A 21,070-nucleotide genomic window follows, 5' to 3' on the forward strand; every position below is an offset into this window, starting at 1 on the left:
CTCCGTGACCCACCGGCGCTGGTTCACGCCCTGGCTGCTCGCCGGTCCCGCCCTGGTCTGGCTCGCCGTCTTCAACGTCTTCCCCGCGGTCAACACGGTGATCCTGTCCTTCACCAACGCCAGACCGCTCGGCGGCGGGCACTTCACCGGCCTCGCCAACTACCGGCGGGCCCTGGACGACGAACAGCTGACCGACGCCCTCGTCAACAGCGTCCTCTATCTGCTCGTCTGCCTGCCGCTGCTCGTCGTCCTGCCGCTGCTGCTCGCGCTGCTCGTGGAGAAGAAGCTCCCCGGCATCACCTTCTTCCGCACCGCCTTCTACACCCCGGTCGTCGCCTCGGCCGTCGTCGTCGGTCTCATCTGGGGCTGGGTCCTCGACGAGCGCGGGCTGCTCAACGGCCTGCTGCACCAGCTCGGCCTCGCCGACCGGCCGGTCTCCTTCCTCACCGACCGCTGGCTGCTGCTCCTCAGCGCCATCGCCCTCACGGTGTGGAAGGGACTCGGCTACTACATGGTCATCTACCTGTCCGCGCTCGGGAACGTCGGCCGCGAGCTGTACGAGGCCGCCGCCGTCGACGGCGCCTCCGCGCCCCGCCGGTTCTGGCACGTCACCCTGCCCGGCGTCCGTCCCGCGACGCTGCTGATCTCCGTCCTCGTCACGGTCAACGCGCTGCGGGTCTTCTCCGAGCTGTACGTGCTGTCCAACGGCACCGGCGGACCCGGCGGGCGCGACATGTCGGTGGTCATGCTCATCCAGATGTACAGCCGCGGCTTCACCGGGCACATCGGCTACGCCTCCGCCCTCAGCGTGCTGCTCTTCGTCCTCACCGTCGGCCCGATGGTCCTGCTGGCCCGACTCAACGGGAAGGGGGCATGACGGCATGAGTTCACCGGGCCGCGCCCCGTCCGCCGCCGAGCGGACCGTCCGCTACCTCCTCCTCGTCCTGGTCCTGCTGCTCACCATCGGCCCGTTCCTGTGGCAGCTGTCCACCTCGCTCAAGGGACCGGGCGAGGACGTCTGGTCCCGCACCCCGGGCTTCCTGCCCGAGCACCCCACCCTCGCCAACTACGCCAAGGTCGCCGACACCGTCCCCGTGTGGACGTACGCCGCCAACTCAGCTGTCGTGGCCGGCATCTCCGTGCTCGGGAACGTGGTCGGCGCCACCCTCGCCGGCTTCGCCCTGGCCCGGCTGCGCTTCCGCGGCGCCCGCCTCGCGCTCGGGCTCTTCGTCGCCACCCTGGTGCTGCCGGGCGAGGTCACGATCGTCTCCCAGTACGTGACGGTCCGCAGCCTCGGCCTCACCGACACCCTCGTCGGCGTCGCCCTGCCCGGCGCCGTCGCCATGCTGAACGTGCTGCTCATGTACACCGCCTTCCGGTCCGTGCCGGCCGAACTCGACGCCGCCGCCCTGGTGGACGGCGCCAACGCCTGGCAGCGGCTCGTCCACATCGGCCTGCCCAACGTCAGGGGCATGCTCAGCGTGGTCGTGATCTTCACCTTCATCCAGGCATGGGACGACTTCCTGTGGCCGCTGATCGTGCTCAACGACCCCGGCCGCTACACGCTCACCGTGGGTCTGCAGTACCTCGACGGCACGTTCTCCGCCAACCCCCGGCAGATCGCCGCCGGCACGATGATCGCGTTCCTGCCGGTCGTCGCCGTGTTCGCGGTGCTCCAGCGCTTCTTCTTCAAGGGCGTCGAGGAGGGCGCGCTCAAGGGATGACCGTCGACACCGTTCGTTCGCCGTTCGCCGCCCGCCGTCTCACGGAGGAACCGCACCGCCCATGACGACCAGCCAGCACACCACCGGTCCGCGCTTCGGCGTCAACTACACGCCCAGCCAGGGCTGGTTCCACCACTGGCTCGACTTCGACCTCGACGCCGTCCGCGCCGACCTGGACTCCGTCGCCGCCCTCGGCCTCGACCACGTCCGGGTCTTCCCGCTCTGGCCGCTCTTCCAGCCCAACCGCACCCTCGTCCGGCCCCGCGCCGTCGAGCAGCTCGGCCGGCTCGTCGACGCGGCCGGCGAGCGCGGTCTCGACGTCGCGGTGGACGGACTCCAGGGCCACCTCTCCAGCTTCGACTTCCTGCCCGCCTGGACCCGCACCTGGCACCGGCGCAACCTCTTCACCGACCCCGAGGTCCAGGACGGCCAGGCCACCTATCTGCGCACCCTCGCCGCCGCCCTCGCGGACCGGCCGAACTTCCTCGGCATGACCCTCGGCAACGAGATCAACCAGTTCTCCGGCGACCCCCACCCCGACCCCGACCGCGCCACACCCGCGCAGGCCGCCGACTGGCTCGGCCGCATGCTCGCCGCCTGCGAGGAGGGCGCGCCCGGCCGGCTCCATCTGCACGCCGCCTACGACGCCGCCTGGTACCTGGACGACCACCCCTTCACCCCCGGCCACGCCGCCGGGATCGGCGCCGTCACCGCCGTCCACTCGTGGGTCTTCAACGGCACCGCCCAGCGCTACGGCCCCGACTCGGTCGCGGTCGCCCAGCACGCCGCCTATCTGATCGAGCTGTCCAAGGCGTGGGCCGACGACCCCGGCCGCCCCGTCTGGCTCCAGGAGGTCGGCGCCCCCGCCCCGCACGTGCCCGCCGCGCGCGCGGCCGAATTCACCCGGTCGACCGTCGCCGCCGCGCTCGACTGCCCCGGTCTGTGGGGTATCACGTGGTGGTGCTCCCACGACGTCGACCGCTCGCTCGCCGACTTCCCCGAACTGGAATACAGCCTGGGCCTGTTGACCAACGGCCGCCGGGTCAAGCCGGCCGGCCGGGCCTTCGCGGACGCCGTCGCCGAAGCCCGTACGACAGGGGCACCGGCGCCGCCGAGGAGCACCGCGCTCGTCGTCGACCTCCCGGCGGAGGTCACCAAGCGCTCCTCCTGCGGCCCCGGCGGCCTCCATTTCGAGGCGTTCATGCGGCTGGCCGCGGACGGGGCCCGCCCGGCCGTGGTCCTCACGTCCCGCGCCGACGACCCCGCGTACCTCGCCGCCCGCGGCATCACCGAGCTGGTCACGCCGGACGACCTCGGCGGCCCGGGCCCCGACCGCGGCCCCGCCCCGCGCGGCTGACACGCCCCGCGCGGCCGGCCCGGCCCCCGCGCGGTGGCCCGGCCCCGCGCAGCTGACCCCGCGGGGCTCGGTCCCAGGGGCCCGGCCCCCGACCGCGGCCCCGCGCGGCTGACCCCGCCCCGTACCGCCCGTCCTCGCCCCTGCCCCTGGGAGTGCTCCGCATGCATGACGACCGCAGCCTCGTCGAGTCCCGGCTCAAGCGGGTCCTCGACGAACGCATCCGACCCGCCGTCCACCCCGTCTCCGTGCCGCTCCGGGCCGGGATCTGGACCGCCCCCGGCGAGCCCGTCCCGGTCGCCGAGGGCCTCGCCGCGCCCCGGACCCCGATCGCCGTCGGCGACGCGTGGGGCGCGCCCTGGAGCACCAGCTGGCTGACCGTCTCCGGCACCGTGCCCGAGGAGTGGGCCGGCCGCACCGTCGAGGCGCTGATCGACCTCGGATTCGACGCCAACATGCCCGGCTTCCAGTGCGAGGGCCTGGTCTACCGCCCCGACGGCAGCCCGGTGAAGGGCCTCCACCCGCGCAACCAGTGGGTGCGGATCGCGGCCCCGGCGGCCGGCGGCGAGGAGGTGCTGCTGCACGTGGAGGCCGCGGCCAACCCGGTGATCCTCGACTACCACCCGTTCCTGCCCACCGAGCTCGGCGACAAGGACACGGCGGGCGACCGCCCGCAGTACCGGCTCGCCCGCATGGATCTGGCCGTCTTCGACGAGACGGTGTGGGAGCTCGTCGCCGACCTGGAGGTGCTCGGCGAGCTGATGGCCGAACTGCCCGTCGAGGGCGCCCGCCGCTGGGACGTCCTGCGCGCCGTGGAACGCGCCCTCGACGCGATCGACCTCCAGGACGTGAACGGCACGGCCGCCGCGGCCCGCGCCGAGCTGGCCGGCGTCCTCGCCACGCCCGCCGAGCCCTCCGCCCACCGCCTCAGCGCCGTCGGGCACGCCCACATCGACTCGGCCTGGCTCTGGCCGCTGCGCGAGACCGTCCGCAAGGTGGCCCGCACCACCGCCAACATGACCGCCCTCCTGGAGGACGAGCCCGACTTCGTCTACACGATGTCGCAGGCCCAGCAGTACGCCTGGATCAAGGAACACCGGCCCGAGGTGTACGCGCGGGTGAAGAAGGCCGTCGCCGAGGGCCGCTTCGTCCCGGCCGGCGGCATGTGGGTCGAGTCCGACACCAACATGCCCTCCTCGGAGGCGATGGCCCGTCAGTTCGTGCACGGCAAGCGCTTCTTCCTCGACGAGTTCGGCGTCGAGAACCAGGAGGCCTGGCTGCCCGACACCTTCGGCTTCGCCGGCGGCCTCCCGCAGATCATCAAGGAGGCCGGCTCGAAGTGGCTGCTCACCCAGAAGATCTCCTGGAGCCAGGTCAACTCCTTCCCGCACCACACGTTCTGGTGGGAGGGCATCGACGGCACCCGGATCTACACCCACTTCCCGCCCATCGACACCTACAACTGCTCCATGCAGGGCAGGGAGATCGCGCACGCCGTCAGGAACTTCAAGGACAAGGGGCGGGCCAGTCGCTCGCTCGCCCCGACCGGCTGGGGTGACGGAGGCGGCGGCGCCACCCGCGAGATGATCGCCAAGGCGGCGCGCATGCGCGACCTGGAGGGCTCGGCCCGGGTGCGCTGGGAACGGCCCGCCGAGTTCTTCGCCAAGGCCCAGGCCGAGTACCCCGAACCGCCGGTGTGGATGGGCGAGTTGTACCTGGAGCTGCACCGGGCCACCCTCACCAGCCAGGCCCGCACCAAGCAGGGGAACCGGGCGAGCGAGAACCTGCTGCGCGAGGCCGAGCTGTGGGCGGCCACCGCCGCCGTACGGGCCGGACTGCCGTATCCCTACGCGGAGTTGGACCGCCTCTGGAAGACGGTGCTGCTGCACCAGTTCCACGACATCCTGCCCGGCTCGTCCATCGCCTGGGTGCACCGGGAGGCGGAGGCCACGTACGCCGCCGTCGCCGAGGAGCTCGGCGGGATCATCGACCGGGCCCAGCGCGCCCTCGCCGGCGACGGCGACGGCGAACTCGTCTTCAACTCCGCCCCGCACAGCCGCGCCGGCATCCCGGCCGGCGGCGCCCTGCGCGCCGAAGCGCTGCCCGCCGCGCCCGGCCGCTGCACGGTCGAGCCGCGCGCCGGGGGCGGTTTCGTCCTCGCCAACGGGCTGCTGCGGGTCGCCGTCGACGCGCGCGGTCTCGTCGTCTCCGTCGTCGACCTCGACAGCGGCCGCGAGACCGTGGCCCCCGGCGCCGCCGCCAACCTCCTCCAGCTCCACCCCGACTTCCCCAACATGTGGGACGCCTGGGACGTCGACCGCTTCTACCGCAACACCGTCACCGACCTCACGGACGTCGACGAACTGACCGTCGCCACCGACTCGGCGCAGGCCGTGCGCGTCCGCGTCACCCGCTCCTTCGGCTCCTCGCGCGCCGTGCAGACCCTCGGCCTCACCGCCGGAGCCAAGCGGCTCGACCTCGACACCGAGGTGGACTGGCACGAGACCGAGAAGTTCCTCAAGTGCGCCTTCCCGCTCGACCTGCACACCGACCGGTACGCCGCCGAAACCCAGTTCGGCCACCTGCACCGCCCCACCCACACCAACACCAGCTGGGAGGCGGCCAAGTTCGAGGCGTGCAACCACCGCTTCGTGCACTTCGAGGAGCCCGGCTGGGGCGTCGCGCTCGTCACCGCCTCGACGTACGGCCACGACGTCACCCGTACCGTACGCGCCGCCGACCGCGGCACCACGACCACCGTCCGCGCCTCCCTGCTGCGCGCCCCCCGCTTCCCCGACCCGCACACCGACCAGGGCCCGCACCGCTTCCGCCACGCGCTCGTCCCCGGCGCCGTGATCGGCGACGCCGTCCGCGAGGGCTACCGGATCAACCTGCCCGAGCGGCGGGTGCCCGGCTCGGCGGAGGTGGCGCCGCTGGTGGGCGTCGCCGACGAGGCCGTGGTCGTCAGCGCCCTGAAGCTCGCCGACGACGGCAGCGGCGACGTCGTCGTCCGCGTCTACGAGTCGCGCGGCGGGCGCGCCCGCACCCGCCTCACCGCCGGGTTCGCGCTGGCGGGGGCCCGGGTGTGCGACCTCCTGGAGCGGCCCCGGGACGGCGAGGCCGTACGGGTCGAGGGCGACGACGTCCTGATCGAGCTGCGCCCCTTCCAGCTGCTCACCCTCAGGCTCACGCGGGTGTGACGCATGACGGGCGGCCCCGGCCCTGGGCAGCGGCCGCGGACACCCCCTACTCTTGCGCCACCGATCAGCGGGGCGTGAAGGTGGGGACGACATGAGTGTGCTGCCGGACGGGCTCGGCGCGGCGATACGCGGCACGGCGCGGGACATCGCCGACATCGTGCGCGCCGCACCCGACACCGGACGCCCGGTGCCTCGCCTGACCTGGACCTTCGGCGAGACCGCGGCCCACCTCGGCCATGCGAACGCGCTGATGGCCGAGCTGGCGGCCGGCCGCCCCCGCCCGTACGGCGACGGCACCCCGCAGGGCATCGCGGCCGCCAACGAGGAGGCGCTGTCGGCCTTTCCCGAGAGGGCCGCCGGGCCGCTCGCCGACCTGATCCACGACCAGGCCCTCGCGTTCCTCGACGCCGTGGAGGAACGCGACCCCGAGGAGATCGTGCAGACCCCGATGGGCCCCTGCGACCCGGCCCGCCTCGGCGCGTACCTGCTCACGCACATGCTCGGCCACGGCTACGACCTCGCCCGGTCCCTCGGCCGCGCCCACATGATCGACCGCGAACGGGTCGAGCTGACCCTGCCCTTCATGACCGCCGCGATGCCCCGGGCCGCCGACCCGGCCGCCGTCGCGGGCCTCACCGCCCGCTACCGGGTACGGCTGTGGGGCGGCGCCCGGTTCGGCGTGACCGTCGCCGACGGCACGGTCACCACCACGACCGGCCCCTTCGACCGCCCCGACTGCACCGTGCTGACCGAGCCGGTCGCCTTCCTGCTGATGGCGCTCGGCCGGATCGACCCGGTCCCGGTGATGGCGACCGGCCGCGCCCTCGCCTGGGGTCGCAAGCCCTGGCTCGGGCCGCGCTTCCCGCGCCTCTTCGTGGCGCCGTGACTCAGGCCTGGACCCGGGCCTGGTGCACCCGCAGCTGCAGTGTCGCCAGGTCGAGCAGCGGCGTGGCCACGCCGAGCGCCCGGGCCCGGGACACCAGGTCGCCGAAGAGGTGCTCGACCTCGGTGGGCCGGTCCGAGACGAGGTCGCGGTAGAGCGACGGCACCAGCGGGGACCCGGCGGCGGTCACCACGCCCAGGTTGGTGCGGTACTCGGCCTCCGGCAGCGGGTGCCCGGCGGCGGCCGAGACGGCGGCCGCCTCGTCGAGCAGGGCCGTCGCCAGCTCCGTACCGCCGGGGAGCGCGTTGACCTCGCCCACCGAGCCGCGCGCGAGGCTCGTCAGGGCGCCGACGGTGGTGATGAAGACCCACTTGTGCCACATCGCGGTGACGATGCTGTCGGGCACGCGCGCGTCGATGCCCGCGTCCGCGAGCACCGTACGGATCGCCGCCACGCGCGGCGACGGCGCGCCGCCGTCGAGCTCGCCGAGGGAGAGGTGGGCGAGCGGCGCGAGCCGCAGGATGTCCCCGTGCTCGTCGAGGGTCGTGACCACCTTCGCCACCCCGCCGAGCACCCGCTCCTTGCCGAACCGGCCGGTGAGCGCGTCGAGATGGGCGAAGCCGTTGAGCTGCGGCACGATCACGGTGTCCGGCCCCACGGCGGGCGCGAAGTCCTCCATGGCCGCCGCGAGCGCGGTGGCCTTCACGGAGAGCAGCACGAGGTCGTACGGGACGGGGTCGGCGGCCAGCTCGTCGGCGGTGAGCAGCACCGGGTCGAGCCGCCACTCCTCCTCGCCCACCACCCGCAGGCCGCGCCGGCGCAGCGCGGCGGCGCGGGCCGGCCGGACGAGGAAGGTGACGTCCTGCCCGCTGCGGGCCAGCATCGCGCCGAAGTAACCGCCGGTGGCACCGGCGCCGACGACCAGGATCTTCATGGTGGTTGAGCCTCTCTTCGCGCTATGGGGGCCGGACAGCAGAGTAGCCCATAGGTTCGTTGAATGAACCGTGATGTGGCCCACTGTCGTGGCCCTCTCACGCGGGCCTCGTCCCGCCGTCGCGCGGCCTTTGTCAGTGGCGCCCCCTACCGTTCGGAACATGACGACGAAGACCTATCTGGAGCTGTCGCAGGACGGCGGCGGCGCGCACAAGTTCTACGAAGTGACGGTCGACGGCACGCTGGTGTCGGTCCGTTACGGCCGCATCGGCGCGGCCGGCCAGACGCAGACCTCGACGTTCGCCACGCCCGGGAAGGCGCGGGCGGCGGCGGAGAAGAAGATAGGGGAGAAGGTCCGCAAGGGGTACGCGCCGGCCGTCCAGGGGCAGCGCGCCGCCCGCGCGGTCACCCGCCGCACGGTGAGCTCCGCCCCCTCCACCGCCCGCGCCGTCGCGCCCGTCCTGTGGCGCTTCCGCACCGGCTCCGCGGCCTTCGGCATCCACGTCGACGACGAGCGCTGCTGGGTCGGCAACCAGGCGGGCGAGGTCTTCACGCTCGGCCACGACGGCGCCGTCCACGCCCGCTTCAGCCTGCCGGACGGCGTCAAGTGCCTGGTCGCCGACGACTTCTGGATCTACGCGGGCTGCGACGACGGCCAGGTCTACGACCTGTCGGCCAAGCTGCCGTTCGCGGCGTACGAGATCGCCACCGACGTCGACATCTTCTGGCTCGACATCCACGAGGGCGTCCTCGATGTGGCCGACCGCTCGGGCCGGCTCACCGTCATCGACCATGAGGACGAGCACCAGTGGTCGCGCGGCGGGCGGGGCGAGCACGCCTGGATGGTCCGCGCGGACTCCGACGGCGTCTACTACGGCGACAGCAGCGGCGTCACCGCGTACGCCCCCGACGGCGGCGGCGAGCTGTGGCACACCGGCATCGACGGTGCCGTGCTCTTCGGCTGGCAGGAGGCCGCCGCGGTGTACGCGGGGACCGCCCGCCGCCAGGTGGTCCGGCTCGCCAAGAAGGACGGTCGCACGCAGGCCGTGTACGGCTGCGACAGCCCCGTCTACTCGTGCGCGACCTCGCCCGGCGGCCGCTTCGTCTTCGCCGGGGACAACGCCTCCTCCGTCTACTGCTTCGCGGAGGACGGCACCCGGCTGTGGAAGCTGGGCACCGGCGGCGGTTCGGCGCTCTCCATGCAGTACCACGACGAGCGGCTCTACCTGGTGACCACCGACGGCTCGCTGGTGTGCGTGGACGCGAGCGAGGCCGCCATCGCCGCCGCCCAGCAGGGCACCGTGCCCGTCGCCCAGGACATCAAGCTCGCCGCCGCCCTGCCGACCTACGCCCCGGCCACGACCGTCGCCGCCGTCGACGCGGTCCGCGCCGCCCCCGCCGGCTCGATCGTCGTCGAGTGCGTCCAGGAAGGCGGCCGTACCCGCGTCCGGGTCGTGACCGAAGGCTACGAGCAGGGGTGGAACGTGCAGTTCCCGCGCGCCATCCGCGAACCCGGCACCCGCTACGTCGTCGACGCCCTGCACCCCGCGGCCGGCGGCTTCTACCGGGTCCGCGGCGACATCCGGCGGCTCCTGTGAGCGGGGCCGCGGACGGGGGCTTCGCCGCGGCCACCGGCGACGGGCCGCCGCTGCCGGAGCGCGACGCCGAGCAGCGCTCCCGCGAGGTGCGGGCCGCGTTCGAGGGACTCCTCCAGATCCGGCGCCTGACCAACCGCCCCGGCGGCTCCGGCTCCGGCGGCGACCCGGCCGCCCGGCCCGCCGACTGGGAGCGCCACCAGCCGGTACGGGCGGTGGCCCTCGCCCTCGAGGCGGCAAAGCAACGGCCCTCGGCGCTCGACGCCGACGGCACCCGCGTGGCCACCGGCTACCGGGTCACGGCCGGCGAGCGCCCCGGCACCGCCCGCGTCGAATGGCTGGGCCCGCCCGGCTCGGGCGCCGCCCACGAGGAGGAAGCCGCCCTCAGCGCCTGCGCCGCCGCCCTCGAACGCCTCGGCTGGGACGCTTTGCTCTACCGCGGCCCGCGCCGCCACCGCTTCCTGGAGGTGGAGCCGTCGGCCTGACCGGGGGTGTGACCCGGGGGCTAGACCGAGGCCACGACCAGTTCCTCGGCGCTGGAGGGACGCAGGCCGTCCGCGCGGCCGGCGAAATAGCGCTCGGTGAGCTGCGCCGACGAGACGTGCCGGGTGTCCCGGAAGCCGGATTCGCGGGCCATGGAGAGCAGTTCGGCCGGGGCGTACATACTGATGAAGGGAGTGCCGTGCGTGCGGGCGGCCCGAGCGGTCGCCTGGAAGCCGGGGCGCTCCCCGGAGTCGACGAGGTCGAACGGCAGCAGGAAGCTCATCGCGAGCGTGGAGCCGGGCGCGAGACCGGCCAGTGTGCGCAGGGTGGCCGCGGTGGTCTCCCGTGTGAGGTACATGCTGACGCCGGTGGAGGCCACGACGGCCGGGCGGGCCGGGTCGAAGCCGGCCGCCACCAGCCGCTCCCACCAGGGCTCGCCCGCCTCGAAGTCCACCGGCACGAGCCGCAGCCCGTCCGGGACGCCGAGGCCCAGCTCGTCGAGCCGGTGGCGCTTCCAGGCCTGCGGGCCGGGCTGGTCGACCTCGAACACCCGCATCCCGGCGGCGAGCTCGGGCCGGCGCTGGGCGAAGGTGTCGAGCCCGGCGCCGAGGACGACGTACTGCGTGACACCCGCACGGGCGCGCTCCTCGACCAGGTCCTCGACGAAGCGGGCGCGGGCCACGGTGGACGCCCGCATCCGGACGGTGGCCCGCGGGTCCATGTCGGGCCGGTCGCGCCAGTGTTCGTCCGGGGCGGCCAGGCGCAGCCCGACCTCGTCCGCGAGGATGTGCGGCGGTGCGTCGACCCGCAGGTGCAGGGCCCGCCACAGGGCCACCCGCAGGGCCGTGTCCTCGGGGCGGAGTTCGTCTTCCTTCAGGGAACCGTTGTTCATGGCTCCCACGCTAGGAAGGCGGACGGGCGCGGCGCTTCTCCGATCTTGCGCAGTGCGCAGGGGGGAGCGGAAGGGCGGGAGAGAGGCGGGGGCCGGTGTCAGGCGATCGAGGCCGAGACCACGGCCGAGACCGCGATGTTCACGGACGCCGTCACCCACACCGCCGGGTGCGGCTCCGGGTCGACCAGGGTCGCGCCCAGCTTGCCCGGGGTGACCAGGTCGACCACCAGGAAGGCGACCGCCATCATCACGAGCCCGAGCAGGCCGAACGCGGCCGTGGACACCAGGCCCTTGGCGAAGTCGTCGTAGGTCGTCCAGATCGCCGTGAAGACGATGCCGCCTATGCCGAGCAGCGCCGAGCTGAGCAGGGTCGCGGCGTTGCGGTTGCGGTCCTCCCAGATCTGCCGGCCCAGCTTGCCGGGCGTGAGGAGGTCGACCAGGACGATGCCGAGGATCAACAGGACGACGCCGAGGGCGCCGTAGGCCGTGGTCCGGCCGAGGCCGTTGACGATGTCGCTCATGGAATGCCGGCTCCGCAGAGAGGGGATCGCGCGCTCGCCGCGCCCGATCTCGGGGTCAAGGACCGGCAAAATGTAGCGCAGGACCGCCCGGCCGGGGCCGGGCGGTCCTGGAAGCGGCCGGCGCAGACGCCGGAGCCGACGGAGGCTCAGAGCCCCGGCGGGATCCCCTTGGCGCGCGAGCGCACCATGAAGCCCGTCCCGATCTCGATCACGCCGACCGCGACCAGCCAGATGCCGCCGAGCAGGATCAGGACGTTCGCCGACTCCAGCGGCGAGACGATCAGCACCACACCGGCCAGCGCGCTGATGACGCCGAGGAAGATCTGCCAGCCTCGGGCGGGTGCCTGCGGGTCGGAGGCCGCCGCGACCGTCTGCGTGATGCCGTGGAAGAGCCAGCCGATCCCGATCCACAGCGCCAGCAGCAGCGTCGACTGCAGCGAACCGCGGAAGCAGAACAGGCCGAGCAGGATCGACACGGCGCCGCTGATGAAGGCCATCACGCGCAGCGAGGTCATCATGTGCGTGCCGAACGCGGCGACCAGGTGCAGCACACCGCTGATCAGCAGATACAGGCCGAACACCACCCCCACCACGGTCAGCGACTGGCCCGGCCACACCAGCACGAGCACGCCCAGGACCAGGGCGCCGAAGCCGGAGATCAGCAGGGCCTGCCAGGCCATCCCGGCCAGCGCGCCCAGCGGTCCGGGCGGCAGGTCCGGCGAGGGCCGGTCGTACGGCTCACGTGCGTGGGTCTCGGTCATGGCGGATCTCCTCGTGGAACGGCGCGCCCTCCGATCGGTCCCCGCCCTCGTCGGGCCGTCACCGGCGCTCTCACTAAAGCAACACCCGACGAACGCCGCAAAAGATGACCTGTATGGACGTACAACGCGAAGGGGTCGGCCGTCGTGCGGCGCAGAGTGGAGAACGCCCGTGCCGGACGCGCACCCGCCGCGCCCCGCGCCGCCCCACCGCACCCACCGGGAGACCTCATGACCGCTCTCAACCGCCGCGACCTCGGCCTGCTCGCCCTGCGCGTCGGCACCGGCGCCGTCCTCGCCGCGCACGGCACCCAGAAGCTGCTCGGCTGGTTCGGCGGCGGCGGCATCGAGGGCACCACCCAGGCCATGGAGGCCATGGGCTACTCGCCCGGCCGGGTGAGCGCCATCGCCGCCGGCCTCGGCGAGACCGGCGGCGGCGTCCTGCTCGCCCTCGGCCTCGCCACCCCGGCGGCCGGCGCCGCCGCCGCGGGTGCCATGGCGGGCGCGGTCGCCGTGCACGCCCCGTCCGGCTTCTTCGCGATGGAGGGCGGCTTCGAGTACCCCGCCTTCCTCGGCTTCACCGCCGCCGCCATCGGCATCGCCGGCGCCGGCCGCCTCTCCCTCGACCACGCCACCGGCCACGTCCTCGACCGGCCCTGGGTGGTCGCCACCGCCTTCATCGGCACGGCGCTCGCCGTCGCGGCGGTCGTGGGGCGCCGGGCGGAGGCCATCGCCACGCCCGAGCCCGCGCCGTCGGCCGACGCCGCCCGGTCCGTCCCCGAGGAACCGGAGCCCGAGCACACCAGCGGCCGCGAGACGGAGGACTGACGCCGTGCGGGCGATGGCCATGCCTCAGTACGGCGGCCCCGAGGCCCTCACCCTCATGGAGCTGCCCGAGCCCAAGGTCGCCCCCGGCGAGGTCCTGGTCCGGGTCGAGGCCGCCGGCATCAACCCCGTCGACTGGAAGATGGCGGCCGGCGGGCTCGACCCCATCATGGTCGTCCACTTCCCGCTGGTGCCCGGCTGGGACATCGCCGGCGTCGTCGCCGGCAACGGCCTCGACTCGTCCGAATTCGGGCCCGGTGACGAGGTGTTCGGCTACATCCGCAAGGACAGCGCCGAGTTCGGCGGGTACGCGGAGCAGGTCGCCGTCCCGGTCCGGATGCTCGCCCGCAAGCCCCGCGCCCTGAGCTGGGCGCAGACCGCGGGCCTGCCGCTCGCCGGACTCACCGCCCTGCAGGCGGCCGACCGGGTCGGCGCCACCACCGGCGACACCGTGCTCGTGCACGCCGCCGCCGGCGGAGTCGGCTCCCTCGCCACCCAGATCCTCGTCGCCCGCGGCGCCCGGGTCATCGGCACCGCCGGCCCGGCCAACCACGACTTCCTGCGCGGCCTGGGGGCCGAACCCGTCGCCTACGGACCGGGCCTCGCCGACCGCGTCCGCGCCCTCGCCCCCGACGGCGTCGACGCCGCACTCGACTTCGTCGGCGGCGAGTCGGTCGAGGTCTCCGTGGAGCTGCTGCACTCCCCGGCCCGCCTCGCCTCCGTCGCCGACCACCGGGCCGCCGCCGTCGGCGGCCACTACGTGTGGGTACGCCCCGACGCCCCCGGCCTGGTGACGCTCGCCGCCCTCGCCGACGAGGGCAAGCTCACCGTCTTCGTGGACAAGGTGCTGCCGCTGCGCGAGGCGGCCGAGGCATGGCGCCTGAACGCGGGCGGGCACACGCGAGGGAAACTGGTGCTCGCGGTGGGCCCGGGCGGGGAGTCCTGAGCGGCGCAGTGGCAGTTGGATCCAATGCGCTGGATCCGATATCCCCGATCAGGCCTCCCGGATCCGATGTCCCGGATCAGACCTCCCGGATCCGATGTCCTGGATCCGGGATCCCGGATATCGGATCCAGCGCATCGGATCCTGAATACTGGGCGCGGGAAGATCCGGAGCCGATCCGGCGCTAGGACCAGTGCGGGCACGCCAACAGGAAAGGGACCGGTACCGGTCATGAAGATCGATCTGACGGACACCAGCTCCAGCAAGATCAACAAGGCGATCCTGGAGGCCCGCCGAGCCGTCGGAACCCCCGCCGTCGGCATGGTCCTCACCCTCGTCATCGTCACCGACGAGGAGAACGCCTACGACTCCGTGAAGGCCGCCAACGAGGCGTCCCGCGAGCACCCCTCCCGCACCCTCGTCGTCATCAAGCGACACGCCCGCTCCCCGCGCGAGCGCAACATCACCCGGCTCGACGCCGAGGTCCGCGTCGGCACGGACGCGGGCGCCGGCGAGACCGTGCTGCTCCGCCTGCACGGCGAGGTGAACGACCGCGCCGACTCCGTCGTGCTGCCGCTGCTGCTGCCGGACGCGCCCGTCGTCGTCTGGTGGCCGGTCGACGCCCCCGAGGTGCCGTCCCAGGACCCGCTCGGCTCGCTCGCCCAGCGCCGTATCACCGACGCGTACGCCGTCGCCGACCCGATCGGCGCCCTCGCCAAGCGGGCCGCCTCCTACGCGCCCGGTGACACCGACCTCGCCTGGACGCGGCTCACCCCGTGGCGCTCGCTGCTCGCCGCCGCCCTCGACCAGGCCCGTGCGACGGTGACGTCGGCCGCCGTCGAGAGCGAGGCGGAGAACCCCAGCGCCGAGCTGCTCGCCCGCTGGTTCGGCGAGCGGCTGAACGTGCCCGTGGAGCGGGTCACGACGGACGGCCCCGTGGTCACCGGCGTCCGCATGGGCACGCCGGACGGCGAGATCGTCATCGACCGCCCGGAGGGCCCGGTCGCCCACCTCGCCATCCCGGGCCAGCCGAGCCGCGTGATGGCCCTCAAGGTGCGCACGACGGCCGAGCTGATCGCCGAGGAACTCCGTCGCCTCGACCCGGACGAGGCGTACGAGGCGGCGCTGAAGTACGGCCGGTAGCACGGTCGTCGAGGCCCCGGGTGCCTGGGCGCCCGGGGCCGTACCGTACGAACAGCAGGTGCGGCGGTCACGGCGGACCCTCAGGCCGTGCGGTCCGCCCGGCGGAAGAGCATCACGAAGTCCGCCATCTCGCGCACCCGGGGGAGCTCCGGGTCCGGCAGGGCGCGCAGCCGGGCGCACGCCTCCGCGACGAGGGGGAGGCCCTCCTCGCGCACCTGCCACGCGCCGGTGAAGAGCCTTCCGCCCTCGATGGAGCGGGCCATCGCCTCCGGGGAGACCTTGAAGGTGGTGGGCCGCTCGCTCGCGGTGCCCTCGTAGCGCAGGCCGCGCGCGCCGGCGACGAGCGCGAGGTGCTCGGGGTCGTCGCGGCGGGTGCCGTCGGGGTCGAGCCGGTCCTCCAGGTCGCTCACGATCCGGCCGATGTCGTCGCCGGGCCGCATGCCACGGGCCGGGACGACCAGATAGCGGCCGCCGGGCCGCAGCACCCGAGCCACCTCCGTGAACACGGCGCGCGGGTCGGGGCCGGCGTGCAGCAGCCAGGTGGACACGGCCTGGCCGACCGAGGCCGTACGGACCGGGAGCCGGGTCGCGTCACCGACCGCCACCCGCGCGCCGAGCCGTTCCCGGGCGTGGGCCAGCATCCCGGGGGACAGGTCGACGCCGCACACCCGGTGGCCGCGGGCGGTCAGTTCGGCCGCCACGATGCCGGTGCCGACGCCGATGTCGAGCACCGGCTCGGCCGGGTCGAGCAGCGGCGCCAGCTGCTCCGCGAAGACCGCCGCCCGCGCGGTGCCGCCGCGCGAGGCGTCGTACGTGGGGGCGATGGCGTCGAACGCGGCGGTACGGGTATCACTCGGGCCTCGCGCCCCGCCGGCGCCCGTCGCGTTCCCGGCGGGCCCGTGCCCGCCTGCCGCGGGCCCCGCGCTCGCCCCCCGCGCCCCGCTCACGCGCGCCCGCTCACGGGCACCGGCGTGAAGCTGACCGGCAGCGTCGCCATTCCGCGCAGGATGCCCTCGCGGCGCGTCAGGTCCTCGTCCGGGTCGGTGAGCCGCAGGTCGGGGAAGCGGCGCAGGAGCGTGCCGAACGCGATCCGGGCCTCCGCGCGGGCCAGCGGCGCGCCGAGGCAGAAGTGCATGCCGTGGCCGAAGGCGAGCTGCTGCGGCATCTCGCGGCGGGCCACGTCGAGCAGGTCGGGGCGGTCGAAGCGCTGCGGATCGCGGTTGGCGGCCGCGAGCCCGATGATGATCATCTCGCCGGCCGGGATGGTGACGCCGCCGATCTCGTACGGGTCCACGGTGAAGCGGGCGACACCACGGCTGACCGGCCCCTCGTACCGCAGCAGCTCCTCGATCGCGTTCGGCAGCAGCGACGGGTCGTCGCGCAGGGCCGCGAACTGGTCGGGGTGGCGCAGCAGGGCGTGCACGCCGTTGGCTATCAGGCTCGCCGTGGTCTCGTGCCCGGCGAGGGTCAGCAGGATGGCCATCGCGGTCAGTTCGCGGTCGCTGATCCGTTCCTCGGCCTGCGCCGCGCACAGCACGCTCAGCAGGTCGTCACGCGGCTCCTTCTTCCGCAGCGCGATCAACGGCTCGTAGAACTCGGTGAGTTCGGCGCGGGCCCGGGCGCCCTTGGCCAGCCGCTCCGGAGTGTTGGGCGGCATGATGAGGCCGACCGCCAGCTTGGCGAAATCGGGCTGCCCCTCGGCCGGGATGCCGATGAGCTCGCTGAGCACCGCCATCGGCAGCGGCAGGGCGAACTCGGCGACCAGGTCGGCCGTTCCGCGCCCCGCGATCGCGTCGAGGAAGGCGTCCGTGTGTGCCTGGATCCGCGGCGCGAGCGCCTCGATCCGGCGCGCCGTGAACGCCTTCGAGACGAGGTTGCGCAGGCGTGTGTGGTCCGAGCCGTCGGCCACCAGCATGCTCGCCATCAGGACGTTGGTGCGCTCCTGGTGGGCCATCTCCTCGGCGAGCCCGTTGACCCCCGCCGGGCTGCTGCTCAGCCGCGGATCGGTGAGCGCGGCCACCGCCTCGTCGTAGCCGGTGACCATCCAGACTTCAAGGGTGGGATTCAGCCGAACCCGCTGCACCACTCCGTGTTCCCGGATCCGCTCGAACAGCGGGTACGGATCGGGCTGTTGGGCGACGTTCAGCGGCACGTCATGGACGATGGTCTGGCCTTGCTCCGACATCCGCTACTCCCCGTGAGGATCGGAAAGATCTGAGGCAGGTAGTCATACCAGCCACGGAAGTTGCGTGGTAGCGTCACCGGCCATCAGCACGGAGAATTGCCCGCGGAGCGGCACCGCCCACCGGCGAAACGTTTGCTCTGCACTGCTCGACCGCAAGCATTTACGGCCTTCACCAGGGTCTTTCTGCGCAGGGGGAGAGGTTTCGTGGCACAGCTCGAACAGGCGGCGACCGCTGATCCGATCCTGCGGCTCGCCCTTCCCGAGCACCTCCCCAACCCCTATCCGGCATATGCCGAGTTGCGTGAAACCGCCCCTGTCCTCTGGCACGAACCGCTCGGCTCCTGGGTCCTCACCCGGCACGCCGACTGCCTCGCCGTCCTCACCGACTCCGCCCGCTTCGCCTCCGACTGGCGCCGGGCCGGCGAGGACATCCCCGCCCCGCTGCTGAGCGTCCAGACCCTCGACCCGCCCGAGCACACCGCCATCCGGCGCCTGCTGCTCGACGGCTTCCGCGCCCAGGACCGGCACGCCCTGCACGAGCGGCTCGACCGGTACGTCAAGGAAACCCTCGCCGAGCTGGCCGAACGACCCTCCTTCGACTTCGTCGGCGAGCTCGCCGAACCGCTCGCGCTGCGCTTCGTCACCGACTTCCTCGGCGTGCCGGCCCCCGACCTCGACTGGTTCGTGCCGATGTCCCGCACCGTCGTCGACGGCATGGACGCCGGCCTCTGGCCGGAGAAGCACGAACCGGCCGTCGCCGCACGCGCCGAACTCGCCGCGTACACCGGCGGCTGGCTCGCCGACCCGCCGGAGCACGGCCTCGTCGCGTACGTCGCCGCGAACGCCGACAAGAGCGGCGTCGACCCGGCCGTCCTGCGCAACAGCCTGCGCGCGGTCCTCCACGCCGGCTACGAATCGGCCTCCCGCCTCCTCGGCAACGCCGCCGCGGCCCTGCTCACCACCCCGGGCGCGCCGGCCGCCTTCCGCGCCGCCGGCCCGGCCACCGCCGTCGACGAACTCGTCCGCTACGACGCGCCCGTGCAGGCCGACGCCCGGGTCTGCGTCACCGACACCGAACTCGGAGGCGTCACCATCAAGGCGGGCGACCCCGTGACCCTCCTCCTCGGCGCGGCCAACCACGACCCGCGCCGCTTCGCCCACCCCACCGAGCTGCGACTCGACCGCGCCCCGAACCCGCACCTCGGGTTCGGCCGCGGGGCCCACGCCTGCCTGGGCGCGTCCATGGCGATCCGGCTCGCCGGATCGGTCCTCGGGACCCTCGCCACGGACCACCCCGGCGCACGGGCGGTCGCGGAACCCGACCACCGGCGCAACCTCACCCTCCGCGGACTCGACCGCTTCGAGGTGACACTGCGCCCCGCCACGGGGGAGGAGGTCAGGACATGAAGTACTGGCACTGAGTCCGAACGAGTCCACAAGACACGGCCTAGCCCTGTGCAGCCCACGCTCACCGGGAGAGGAGGTACGGACATGAAGTACTGGCACTGAACCTGAGCTCCGCGGTGCCCGCCCGGACGGGCGGGCACCGCGCCGTTCTATGGTGAGGAGCCGGCGCCGAGGAGACGGTTCCGAGAAGCCGGTGCCATGGAGACGGGGGTGGGGTATGGCGGTCAGCGAGCTCGTGCGGACCGAACTCGCCCGGCACGACTGGGCGTCGCTCGGCTGCGGCTGCGGTGACGGCGCCGAGCACCTGCCGCTGATGTTCGAGGCGATCCTGGAGGCCGGGTCGGCACGGGACATGAGCGGGTACACCCTCGACGGCCATGTCGAGTGGAACGGGGAGATCTTCGCGTGCACCCCGCCCGCGGTCGCCGTCGTCATGGCCGCCCTCGCCGGCGAGCTGTCGCCGCCGGCCCGGGACGAGCTCGTCGACACGCTGTGGCGCGTGTCCGCCGCCGAGTTCTACCCGGACCACGCGATCGAGGAACGGACTCGGTCCGCCGCCGTCGGAGGGTTCTGGCCGCTCGTACGGATCGGGCTCACCGGGAACGCCGAGCGCGCCTTGACCGTCGCCGACATCGTCGAATGGCTGGAGCTCGACGCGGAGCGCGGCGAGCATTACCGACGACTGCTGCGCGAGCGGGCCCTGGCCAAGACCAAGCGGCCCCGCCCTCGCCGCTTCTGAAGCCGTCCCCACCCCTTGCGCACCCCCGACGCGCCGTCGCGTCCGAAAGGTGCCGGGATCCGTTTCCGCAGGTCGTACGCTGACTACGCGCGTGACGACCGCGCCCGCGCAGCCGCGCGACAGTCGTTCACAGGGGGGAAGTTCAGCATGTCCAGGATCCTTGTCGCCGCCACGCCCGTGTCGGGTCATCACGCGCCGCTGCTGCGGATAGCGAGCCATCTGGCGCAGGCCGGGCACGAGGTCGTGTTCCTCGGCGGGGCGCGGTTCGCGGAGGAAGTCCGGGCGGCGGGGCCGGAGTTCCGGGCGCTGCCCGCGGAAGCGGACTACGACGACCGGGACTTCTCGGCCAGGTTCCCGGAGCGGGAGACGATTCCGGCCGGGCCCGCACAGATCATGTGGGACATCATGCATGTCTTCGGCGACCCGACGGCCGCGCAGTGCCGCGCGCTGAAGGACGTCCTCGCCGACTTCCCGGCGACCGCCGTGATCCATGACAACCTCTTCCTCGGCGGCCTCACGCTGGCGCTCGCCGAGGAGAAGGGCCACCGGCCCACCGGGTTCAGCGTCGGGATCACGCCGCTGAGCGTGGAGAGCCGGGACACCGCGCCGCACGGTCTCGGACTGCTCCCGCCCGCCGACGACGCCCAGCGGGAGCAGTACGCGGCGATCGCCGCCCGCATGGCCGAGATGCGCGAGCCGCTCGTGGACCATCTGCGGGCCTGCTTCGCCGCCGCCGGGGCCACGCTGCCGGAGGGGCCGCTCGGCCGGAACCTGATCGGGGCCGCGGACGTGTTCGTGCAGCTGACGGTGGAGGGGTTCGAGTACGCGCGCTCCGACATGCCCGCCAACGTGCGCTTCGTGGGCGCGATCCCGATCCCGGCCGCCGCCGGGCAGGAACAGCCCGCCTGGTGGCCGGAGCTGCTGCGGGCCCGCGAGGAGGGCCGGCGGATCGTCGTCACCACCCAGGGCACCCTCGCCAACACCGACCTGGCCCGCCTGGTCATCCCCACGGTCCGGGTCCTCGCCGACCGTCCCGACGTCCTCGTCGTGGCCGCCACCGGCCGCCCGGACGCCGCCGACCAGTTCGCCGCCGCGCTGCCCGCCGTACCCGGCAACGCGATCGTGGCCGGATTCGTCCCCTTCTCCGCGCTGCTCCCGCTCGCCGACGTGCTGGTCACCAACGGCGGCTACGGCGGCACCCAGGCCGCCCTCGGCCACGGCGTGCCGCTCGTCCTCGGCGGCGACACGGAGGACAAGCCGGAGGTCGCCGCCCGCGTCGAGTGGACCGGCACCGGCGTCAACCTGCGCACCGCCGCCCCCTCCGACGAGGCCCTGCGCGCGGCCGTGGACACCGTCCTCGACTCGCCCTCGTACCGCGAACGCGCCACCGCGCTCGCCAAGGAGTACGCGGCCCACGACGCCCTCGCCACGATCGACGCCCTGGTGCGCGCGAGCGACCGCTGACCCGTCACATCCCGCCAAGCT

General features: G+C 73.7%; 19 protein-coding genes. 13 read left to right on the forward strand and 6 right to left on the reverse strand.

Features of this window, described 5'->3' with window-relative positions:
• Nucleotides 1-4: 4 nt before the first annotated feature.
• From ACIRSU_RS08340 to ACIRSU_RS08360, 5 genes are all read left to right on the forward strand, one after another.
• Nucleotides 5-877, forward strand: coding sequence for a carbohydrate ABC transporter permease (locus ACIRSU_RS08340; RefSeq protein ID WP_403789928.1), 873 nt, complete (start codon nt 5-7; stop codon nt 875-877).
• A gap of 4 nt (nt 878-881) precedes the next feature.
• On the forward strand, nt 882-1,724 hold the full coding sequence (locus ACIRSU_RS08345; RefSeq protein ID WP_403789929.1) for a carbohydrate ABC transporter permease: 843 nt from the start codon (nt 882-884) through the stop codon (nt 1,722-1,724).
• Between the two features lie 61 nt (nt 1,725-1,785).
• Entirely contained in the window at nt 1,786-3,081 is a 1,296-nt protein-coding gene (locus ACIRSU_RS08350; RefSeq protein WP_403789930.1) for a glycosyl hydrolase, read from the forward strand.
• A gap of 161 nt (nt 3,082-3,242) precedes the next feature.
• Nucleotides 3,243-6,278: an alpha-mannosidase gene (locus tag ACIRSU_RS08355; protein WP_403789931.1), complete on the forward strand. Its 3,036-nt coding sequence runs from the start codon at nt 3,243-3,245 to the stop codon at nt 6,276-6,278.
• 91 nt (nt 6,279-6,369) lie between these two features.
• Nucleotides 6,370-7,164 (forward strand): maleylpyruvate isomerase family mycothiol-dependent enzyme, encoded by a 795-nt coding sequence (locus ACIRSU_RS08360; RefSeq protein ID WP_403789932.1) that lies wholly within the window; start codon nt 6,370-6,372, stop codon nt 7,162-7,164.
• Nucleotide 7,165: 1 nt separating this feature from the next.
• Here the strand turns inward: ACIRSU_RS08360 and ACIRSU_RS08365 are convergent, their stop codons facing one another.
• Entirely contained in the window at nt 7,166-8,095 is a 930-nt protein-coding gene (locus ACIRSU_RS08365) for a ketopantoate reductase family protein (protein WP_403789933.1), read from the reverse strand.
• A gap of 160 nt (nt 8,096-8,255) precedes the next feature.
• On the opposite strand from ACIRSU_RS08365, the gene ACIRSU_RS08370 reads away from it, so the two are divergent.
• Both ACIRSU_RS08370 and ACIRSU_RS08375 read left to right on the forward strand, forming a co-directional pair.
• Nucleotides 8,256-9,692, forward strand: coding sequence for a WGR domain-containing protein (locus ACIRSU_RS08370; protein ID WP_403789934.1), 1,437 nt, complete (start codon nt 8,256-8,258; stop codon nt 9,690-9,692).
• A complete protein-coding gene (locus ACIRSU_RS08375) occupies nt 9,689-10,174 on the forward strand; it encodes a hypothetical protein (protein WP_403789935.1) in 486 nt (161 codons plus the stop codon). Before ACIRSU_RS08370 ends, ACIRSU_RS08375 begins: the two co-directional genes overlap by 4 nt.
• Nucleotides 10,175-10,194: 20 nt before the next feature.
• Here the strand turns inward: ACIRSU_RS08375 and ACIRSU_RS08380 are convergent, their stop codons facing one another.
• The 3 genes from ACIRSU_RS08380 to ACIRSU_RS08390 form a co-directional block, all read right to left on the reverse strand.
• The gene (locus tag ACIRSU_RS08380) at nt 10,195-11,064 is read right to left on the reverse strand and encodes a class I SAM-dependent methyltransferase (RefSeq protein WP_403789936.1); all 870 of its coding nucleotides are present in this window, start codon (nt 11,062-11,064) and stop codon (nt 10,195-10,197) included.
• Between the two features lie 98 nt (nt 11,065-11,162).
• Nucleotides 11,163-11,585, reverse strand: a complete 423-nt coding sequence (locus ACIRSU_RS08385) for a DUF350 domain-containing protein (RefSeq protein ID WP_403789937.1) — start codon at nt 11,583-11,585, stop codon at nt 11,163-11,165.
• Between the two features lie 146 nt (nt 11,586-11,731).
• Nucleotides 11,732-12,346 (reverse strand): HdeD family acid-resistance protein, encoded by a 615-nt coding sequence (locus tag ACIRSU_RS08390; protein WP_403789938.1) that lies wholly within the window; start codon nt 12,344-12,346, stop codon nt 11,732-11,734.
• A 228-nt stretch (nt 12,347-12,574) separates the two neighbouring features.
• On the opposite strand from ACIRSU_RS08390, the gene ACIRSU_RS08395 reads away from it, so the two are divergent.
• The 3 genes from ACIRSU_RS08395 to opcA all read left to right on the forward strand — a co-directional run bounded on the left by ACIRSU_RS08395 (nt 12,575) and on the right by opcA (nt 15,254).
• Nucleotides 12,575-13,171: a DoxX family protein gene (locus ACIRSU_RS08395; protein WP_403789939.1), complete on the forward strand. Its 597-nt coding sequence runs from the start codon at nt 12,575-12,577 to the stop codon at nt 13,169-13,171.
• Between the two features lie 4 nt (nt 13,172-13,175).
• Nucleotides 13,176-14,114 (forward strand): NADP-dependent oxidoreductase, encoded by a 939-nt coding sequence (locus ACIRSU_RS08400; protein WP_403789940.1) that lies wholly within the window; start codon nt 13,176-13,178, stop codon nt 14,112-14,114.
• A gap of 228 nt (nt 14,115-14,342) precedes the next feature.
• Nucleotides 14,343-15,254, forward strand: coding sequence for a glucose-6-phosphate dehydrogenase assembly protein OpcA (opcA, locus tag ACIRSU_RS08405; RefSeq protein WP_403789941.1), 912 nt, complete (start codon nt 14,343-14,345; stop codon nt 15,252-15,254).
• Nucleotides 15,255-15,334: 80 nt separating this feature from the next.
• Here opcA and ACIRSU_RS08410 read toward each other — a convergent pair whose 3' ends face one another.
• Both ACIRSU_RS08410 and ACIRSU_RS08415 read right to left on the reverse strand, forming a co-directional pair.
• A complete protein-coding gene (locus ACIRSU_RS08410; protein ID WP_403789942.1) occupies nt 15,335-16,201 on the reverse strand; it encodes a class I SAM-dependent methyltransferase in 867 nt (288 codons plus the stop codon).
• Nucleotides 16,198-17,439 (reverse strand): cytochrome P450, encoded by a 1,242-nt coding sequence (locus tag ACIRSU_RS08415; protein WP_403789943.1) that lies wholly within the window; start codon nt 17,437-17,439, stop codon nt 16,198-16,200. Before ACIRSU_RS08415 ends, ACIRSU_RS08410 begins: the two co-directional genes overlap by 4 nt.
• Nucleotides 17,440-17,643: 204 nt before the next feature.
• Between ACIRSU_RS08415 and ACIRSU_RS08420 the strand changes: the two genes are divergently transcribed.
• The 3 genes from ACIRSU_RS08420 (at nt 17,644) to ACIRSU_RS08430 (ending at nt 21,049) form a co-directional block, all read left to right on the forward strand.
• Nucleotides 17,644-18,846, forward strand: coding sequence for a cytochrome P450 (locus ACIRSU_RS08420; RefSeq protein WP_403789944.1), 1,203 nt, complete (start codon nt 17,644-17,646; stop codon nt 18,844-18,846).
• A 217-nt stretch (nt 18,847-19,063) separates the two neighbouring features.
• Nucleotides 19,064-19,585 (forward strand): hypothetical protein, encoded by a 522-nt coding sequence (locus ACIRSU_RS08425; RefSeq protein WP_403789945.1) that lies wholly within the window; start codon nt 19,064-19,066, stop codon nt 19,583-19,585.
• A 147-nt stretch (nt 19,586-19,732) separates the two neighbouring features.
• Nucleotides 19,733-21,049 (forward strand): glycosyltransferase, encoded by a 1,317-nt coding sequence (locus tag ACIRSU_RS08430; protein WP_403789946.1) that lies wholly within the window; start codon nt 19,733-19,735, stop codon nt 21,047-21,049.
• Nucleotides 21,050-21,070 lie beyond the last annotated feature (21 nt).

The organism is Streptomyces sp. NPDC101160, assembly GCF_044768205.1.
GTDB lineage: Bacteria > Actinomycetota > Actinomycetes > Streptomycetales > Streptomycetaceae > Streptomyces.

What these genes read in the sequence shown, in the direction of transcription:
- ACIRSU_RS08345 (WP_403789929.1), top strand. Translation starts at nt 882, where the DNA reads ATGAGTTCACCGGGCCGCGCCCCGTCCGCCGCCGAGCGGACCGTCCGC.
- ACIRSU_RS08350 (WP_403789930.1), top strand. Translation starts at nt 1,786, where the DNA reads ATGACGACCAGCCAGCACACCACCGGTCCGCGCTTCGGCGTCAACTAC.
- ACIRSU_RS08355 (WP_403789931.1), top strand. Translation starts at nt 3,243, where the DNA reads ATGCATGACGACCGCAGCCTCGTCGAGTCCCGGCTCAAGCGGGTCCTC.
- ACIRSU_RS08360 (WP_403789932.1), top strand. Translation starts at nt 6,370, where the DNA reads ATGAGTGTGCTGCCGGACGGGCTCGGCGCGGCGATACGCGGCACGGCG.
- ACIRSU_RS08365 (WP_403789933.1), bottom strand. Translation starts at nt 8,095, where the DNA reads ATGAAGATCCTGGTCGTCGGCGCCGGTGCCACCGGCGGTTACTTCGGC.
- ACIRSU_RS08370 (WP_403789934.1), top strand. Translation starts at nt 8,256, where the DNA reads ATGACGACGAAGACCTATCTGGAGCTGTCGCAGGACGGCGGCGGCGCG.
- ACIRSU_RS08380 (WP_403789936.1), bottom strand. Translation starts at nt 11,064, where the DNA reads ATGAACAACGGTTCCCTGAAGGAAGACGAACTCCGCCCCGAGGACACG.
- ACIRSU_RS08385 (WP_403789937.1), bottom strand. Translation starts at nt 11,585, where the DNA reads ATGAGCGACATCGTCAACGGCCTCGGCCGGACCACGGCCTACGGCGCC.
- ACIRSU_RS08390 (WP_403789938.1), bottom strand. Translation starts at nt 12,346, where the DNA reads ATGACCGAGACCCACGCACGTGAGCCGTACGACCGGCCCTCGCCGGAC.
- ACIRSU_RS08395 (WP_403789939.1), top strand. Translation starts at nt 12,575, where the DNA reads ATGACCGCTCTCAACCGCCGCGACCTCGGCCTGCTCGCCCTGCGCGTC.
- opcA (WP_403789941.1), top strand. Translation starts at nt 14,343, where the DNA reads ATGAAGATCGATCTGACGGACACCAGCTCCAGCAAGATCAACAAGGCG.
- ACIRSU_RS08415 (WP_403789943.1), bottom strand. Translation starts at nt 17,439, where the DNA reads ATGTCGGAGCAAGGCCAGACCATCGTCCATGACGTGCCGCTGAACGTC.
- ACIRSU_RS08425 (WP_403789945.1), top strand. Translation starts at nt 19,064, where the DNA reads ATGGCGGTCAGCGAGCTCGTGCGGACCGAACTCGCCCGGCACGACTGG.
- ACIRSU_RS08430 (WP_403789946.1), top strand. Translation starts at nt 19,733, where the DNA reads ATGTCCAGGATCCTTGTCGCCGCCACGCCCGTGTCGGGTCATCACGCG.